The sequence below is a fragment of the Hydrogenophaga defluvii genome, assembly GCF_042665235.1.
GTDB lineage: Bacteria > Pseudomonadota > Gammaproteobacteria > Burkholderiales > Burkholderiaceae_C > Hydrogenophaga > Hydrogenophaga defluvii_A.
The window spans coordinates 1-4,960 of record NZ_JBHTBZ010000082.1; the positions used below are offsets into that span (position 1 = coordinate 1).

At 64.5% G+C, this 4,960-nt stretch carries 5 protein-coding genes and 1 pseudogene; 5 read left to right on the forward strand and 1 reads right to left on the reverse strand.

Features of this window, described 5'->3' with window-relative positions:
* Positions 1-152: pseudogene (locus ACFQU0_RS20460) on the forward strand (electron transfer flavoprotein subunit alpha/FixB family protein); the annotation flags it as partial.
* 7 nt (positions 153-159) lie between these two features.
* On the opposite strand, the gene ACFQU0_RS20465 reads toward ACFQU0_RS20460, so the two are convergent.
* Complete coding sequence (locus ACFQU0_RS20465; RefSeq protein WP_382203897.1) at positions 160-897, reverse strand: TetR/AcrR family transcriptional regulator; 738 nt, start codon at positions 895-897, stop codon at positions 160-162.
* Between the two features lie 173 nt (positions 898-1,070).
* On the opposite strand from ACFQU0_RS20465, the gene ACFQU0_RS20470 reads away from it, so the two are divergent.
* From ACFQU0_RS20470 to ACFQU0_RS20485, 4 genes are all read left to right on the forward strand, one after another.
* Positions 1,071-2,276: an ABC transporter substrate-binding protein gene (locus tag ACFQU0_RS20470; RefSeq protein WP_382203899.1), complete on the forward strand. Its 1,206-nt coding sequence runs from the start codon at positions 1,071-1,073 to the stop codon at positions 2,274-2,276.
* A 7-nt stretch (positions 2,277-2,283) separates the two neighbouring features.
* Complete coding sequence (locus ACFQU0_RS20475) at positions 2,284-3,312, forward strand: aromatic ring-hydroxylating dioxygenase subunit alpha (protein WP_382203901.1); 1,029 nt, start codon at positions 2,284-2,286, stop codon at positions 3,310-3,312.
* On the forward strand, positions 3,309-4,394 hold the full coding sequence (locus tag ACFQU0_RS20480; protein ID WP_382203903.1) for a xylose isomerase: 1,086 nt from the start codon (positions 3,309-3,311) through the stop codon (positions 4,392-4,394). Before ACFQU0_RS20475 ends, ACFQU0_RS20480 begins: the two co-directional genes overlap by 4 nt.
* 19 nt (positions 4,395-4,413) lie before the next feature.
* On the forward strand, positions 4,414-4,960 hold a 547-nt coding region (locus ACFQU0_RS20485; protein ID WP_382203905.1), incomplete at its 3' end, for an alcohol dehydrogenase catalytic domain-containing protein.

Sequence of the window (4,960 nt, forward strand, 5' to 3'; positions counted from 1 at the left end):
CGGGCGCCATCCAGCACCTGGCGGGCATGAAGGACTCCAAGGTGATCGTGGCGATCAACAAGGACCCCGAGGCGCCCATCTTTTCGGTGGCCGACTATGGCTTGGAGGCGGATCTGTTCTCGGCTGTGCCGGAGCTGGTCAAGGCGCTCTGAGCGCGCATCAGGCGCCGTGGGTGAGGTGGTCCAGCACCACCTCGCAGATGTGGTTTTCCCACGCCAACAGACGCTTCGGCTCCATCAGGTCCACCTCCAGCCAGTGAGAGGTGGTGAACTGGTTGGACAGGTAGAAAAACCCCAGCGACATCACCGTCATCAGGATGCGCTGTGGGTCGGCATCGCGCCGAAACACACCCGCCTTCTGCCCGGCAGCCAACACGCTGCTGGCGCGCTCCATCAAGGGCATGAGCGTGCCTTTGATTCGCGATGACTTCTTGAGGTACTTCGCCCGCAACAGGTTCTCCGTCACCAGCAGGCGCACCAGCTGTGGGTGGTTGAGGTAGTGCTGCCACGAGTGGCGCACCAGTTCGCGCATGCCCTTGACCGGGTCGGCCTCATCGAACTCGAAATCCCGCTGCGCCGCGATCAGCTCGGCGTAGCCCTGCTCCAGCACGGCCTGGTACAGACGCTCCTTGCTGCCGAAGTAGTAGTACAGCATGCGGTCCACCGTTTTGGCCCGCTTGCTGATGCGGTCAATGCGCGCCCCCGAAAAACTGTGCTCGGCGAACTCGAATGTCGCCGCTGCGAGGATGCGCGCCTGCACCTCCTCCGGGCTGCGCCTGCGCGCAGCGGGTGGCCGCGTGGGGGCGCCCACGGCCTTGGTAGCCACGCGTTTGCGCGCCGGCACGGTGTCGCTGGCGGCGGGTGCCTTTGCCTCAGTTCCGTCTTTGTTCTTTTTCATGTGTTCGCTTGTGGCCCGGAAAAAAACAGGCGCGGTGATGCCTGCCAGTTTACAAGGTTCAAGTTATGAAGTAGTCTCTACATAAATGGAGTGAGTTCAACACAAACAACTCAGGCCATGTTTGCGGCAGATCAAATTCCCGTCAGTTTCCTACCCACCCAAGGAGAACGCACATGAAAGGCTTTTTGAAAACCGTGGGCCTGCTGGCCGGTCTGTGGACCGCGTGCAGTGGCCTGTCTCACGCGCAGCCCGCGCCCATCAAGATCGGCGAGCTCAACAGCTACAAGGCCCTGCCCGCGCTCATGGGCCCTTACCGCAAGGGCTGGGAGCTGGCGCAGGACGAAGTGAACAACAGCGGCGGCCTGCTGGGCCGCAAGGTGGAAACCATCTTCCGCGACGACAACGCCAACCCGGGCGACGCGGTGCGCGCGGCCGAGGAACTGGTGTCGCGCGAACGGGTGGACGTGCTGGCCGGTGTCACGCTGTCCAACGTGGGCTTGGCAGTGGCCGACTTCGCGGCCCAGCGCAAGGCCTTCTTCCTCGCGTCGGGCCCCTTGAGCGACAAAGTGGTGTGGGACAACGGCAACCGCTACACCTACCGCCTGCGCTCGGGCACCCACGCCCTGGCGGCGTCGGTGGTGGAAGAGGCCGCCAAGGCCAAGAAAAAGCGCTGGGCCCTGGTCTACCCCAACTACGAATACGGCCAGGCCGCCATCGCCACCTTCAAGACCGCGCTGAAAAAAGCCCAACCCGACGTGGAGTTCGTGACCGAGCAGGCGCCGCCCTTCGGCAAGCTCGACGCGGGCGCGGTGGTGCAGGCGCTCGAAGATGCCAAGCCCGATGCCATCTTCAACGTGCTGTTTGGCGCCGACCTGACCAAGTTCGCCCGCGAGGGCAAAACGCGTGGCCTGTTCAAGAACCGGCTGGTGGTGAGCCTGCTGACCGGCGAACCCGAGTACATGGACCCGCTCAAGGACGACGCCCCCGAAGACTGGCTGGTGACCGGCTACCCCTACCAGCTCATCAACACCCCCGCCCACCAGGCCTTCTACAACGCCTACCAGAAGAAGTACGGCGAATACCCGCGCCTGAACTCGGTGGTGGGATACGCCACCATGCAGGCCCTGGCGGCTGGCATCCGAAAGGCCGGCTCGGTGGAAGCTGAAAAGCTCATCACCGCCTTCAAGGGCCTGGGTTTCGACTCGCCCTTCGGCCCAGTCGTCTTCCGCCCGCAGGACAACCAGTCCACCCTGGGCATTTATGTGGGCCGCACCGGGTTGGTCAACGGCAAGGGCGTGATGAAAACCGGCACCTACATCGATGGCGCCCAGCTCACCCTGCCCGACGCCGACATCGCCCGCCTGCGCACCGCCAAGTGAGGACACCATGAGCCCATACGTACTGAACACCTGGTACCCGTTGACCTGGTCGCGCAACGTGGGTCGCGCGCTGAGCGCCCATCAGATCGTTGAGCAGCGGGTGGTGCTGTACCGCACCGAGGCCGGCCAGGTGGTGGCCATGGAAGACGCCTGCCCGCACCGGCTGATGCCCTTGTCCATGGGAAAGCTCAAGGGCGACGCCATCGAGTGTGGCTACCACGGCATGACCTACGACTGCACCGGCGCATGTGTGCGCATCCCTGGACAGACACAGATCCCCGGCAACGCGGTGGTGCGCACCTACCCCACGCACGAGAACATGGGCCTGGTGTGGATCTGGATGGGCGACCCCACCCTGGCCGACCGCAGCAAGGTGTTCGACCTGCCCCAGTACCACGACCCCGCCTGGAGCGCGGTGGAGGGCGATGCACTGGAGATCGGCGCCCACTACCTCAACCTGGCCGACAACCTGTGCGACCCCTCACACGTGAGCTTTGTGCACCTGAGCACCCTGGGCAACGCCGCCAGCGAAGACGTGCCCGTGCACAGCGAGGTGCAGGAAGGCAAGGTGCTGACCTGGCGCTGGATCATCGACGCCCCGCCCATCCCCTTGTTCGCGAAATACGGCAACTTCAAGGGCAACGTGGACCGCTGGCACTACTACCACTACCACGCGCCCAGCATCGCCATCATCGACTTTGGCACCGCCGACACCGGCACTGGCGCCCCCGAGGGCCGGCGCGACAACTGCATGCAGATCTACGCCTGCCACTTCATCACCCCGGTGGACCAGAACCGCTGCATCGACCACTGGCTGCACGTGAAGAACTTCCAGGCCAGCCCCGAGGTCAACGCCGCCCTGTCGGCCGACTTCCGCACCGCCTTTGCCGAAGACAAAGCCATCCTGGAGGCCATCCACGCCAACGAGCAACGCATGCCCGAACGGCGCACCATCAAGATCGCCATCGACATCTCACCGCGCCGCATGCGCCGCCTGGTGGACGACATGGTGGGCAGCGAGGCGGGGGCAGCGTGACAACCCAGCCCCCCTTTCTCATCGGCTGCAACGGCCGGGGCGTGCAGCCCTCGTCCTTGACGCAACCCGTGGGCCTGGCCGAGCTGCCCATACGCGAACAGTTCCGCCTCGTCAAAGAAGCCGAGGTGTTCGACTATTTCGACCGCTTGCCGCTGCGCAGCAACCTGCACGATTACACCCAGGCCATGGCCGAGTTCGACCTGCCGGTGCACACGGCCAGCTGGTTCTACCGCCTGGGTGATGCGACCGAGCACGCCCTGCTGATGGACAACCTGAAAATCTGCCGCGAGGTGGGTGCACGGGTGCACAACATCATGACCTTCACCCACCACGCCGACGGCCACAAGCTGACCGACGAAGAGGTGGTGGATCACTACCTGCAGGTGTATGACGCCGGCATGGCGCTGGGTGTGGCGCCCAGCTTCGAACTGCACGTCAACATGTGGACCGAGGACTTCCTGCAGGTGGAGCGTGTGGCACGTGCCGTGCAGGGCCGGGGCATCCCCTTTCACTTCACGCTGGACTACAGCCACGTCAACTTCAAGATCGGCAATCCGCAGGAACTGGCGCTTTCGGGCGTGCGCGAGGCGGTGGAACGGGGCGAGGTGGTGCTCGACCCCTTCGAGTCCGGCAACCTGTGCCAGCGCTGGCTGGACATGGGCATGGTCTGCTGGACCCAGTTGCGCACCGTGGCGCCCCACCAGCCGCCCAACCTCTGGCACCGGCTGGACGACGCCGCCACCGACCCCGCCCTGCCCTTCCCCGCCACGGTGCCCGAGGCCAGCGCTCAGTACGCGCGGGGCATCCAATACCCCATCACCAAGCCCGCACCCGGTGAATGGCATTCGCCCTGGAACGCCTGGCAGCTCGAACCCTCCAAAGAGGCCATCCGCCTGGCGTTGCGCTACCACATCACCCACCCCAACAGCCCACTGCGCTACATCACCACCGAAATGATCAACCTGCCCGACTACGGCCTGGGCGCTCGCTACAACCTGCTGCAACAAAACATCGAAGCCGCCAAATTCGTGCGCCGCGCCTGGGACGAAACCGTGGCGCTACACGCCGCCGGACTGCTCTGAATCTTTTGACCTAATGCCCATGAAAACCCAAGCTGCTGTTGCCTGGAAAGCAGGTGCCCCGCTGACGATTGAAACCGTGGACCTGCAAGGCCCCAAGTTCGGTGAAGTGCTGGTGGAGATCAAGGCCACCGGCATCTGCCACACCGACTACTACACCTTGAGCGGCGCCGACCCCGAAGGCCTGTTCCCCGCCATCCTCGGCCACGAAGGCGCGGGCATCGTGGTGGACGTGGGCCCGGGCGTGACCACCCTCAAGAAGGGCGACCACGTCATCCCCCTGTACACCCCCGAATGCCGTCAGTGCAAGTTCTGCCTGAGCCGCAAGACCAACCTGTGCCAGCTCATCCGTGGCACCCAGGGCAAGGGCCTGATGCCCGACGCCAGCAGCCGCTTCTCCATCGACGGCCAACCCATCCTGCACTACATGGGCACCAGCACCTTCAGCAATTACACCGTGGTGCCCGAAATCGCCCTGGCCAAGATTCGCGAGGACGCGCCGTTTGACAAGGTCTGCTACATCGGCTGTGGCGTCACCACCGGCATCGGTGCGGTGATCTTCACCGCCA

Bases quoted from the DNA above. Each gene is read 5' to 3' on its own strand.
- ACFQU0_RS20470 (WP_382203899.1), top strand. From the start codon at position 1,071: ATGAAAGGCTTTTTGAAAACCGTGGGCCTGCTGGCCGGTCTGTGGACC.
- ACFQU0_RS20465 (WP_382203897.1), bottom strand. From the start codon at position 897: ATGAAAAAGAACAAAGACGGAACTGAGGCAAAGGCACCCGCCGCCAGC.
- ACFQU0_RS20475 (WP_382203901.1), top strand. From the start codon at position 2,284: ATGAGCCCATACGTACTGAACACCTGGTACCCGTTGACCTGGTCGCGC.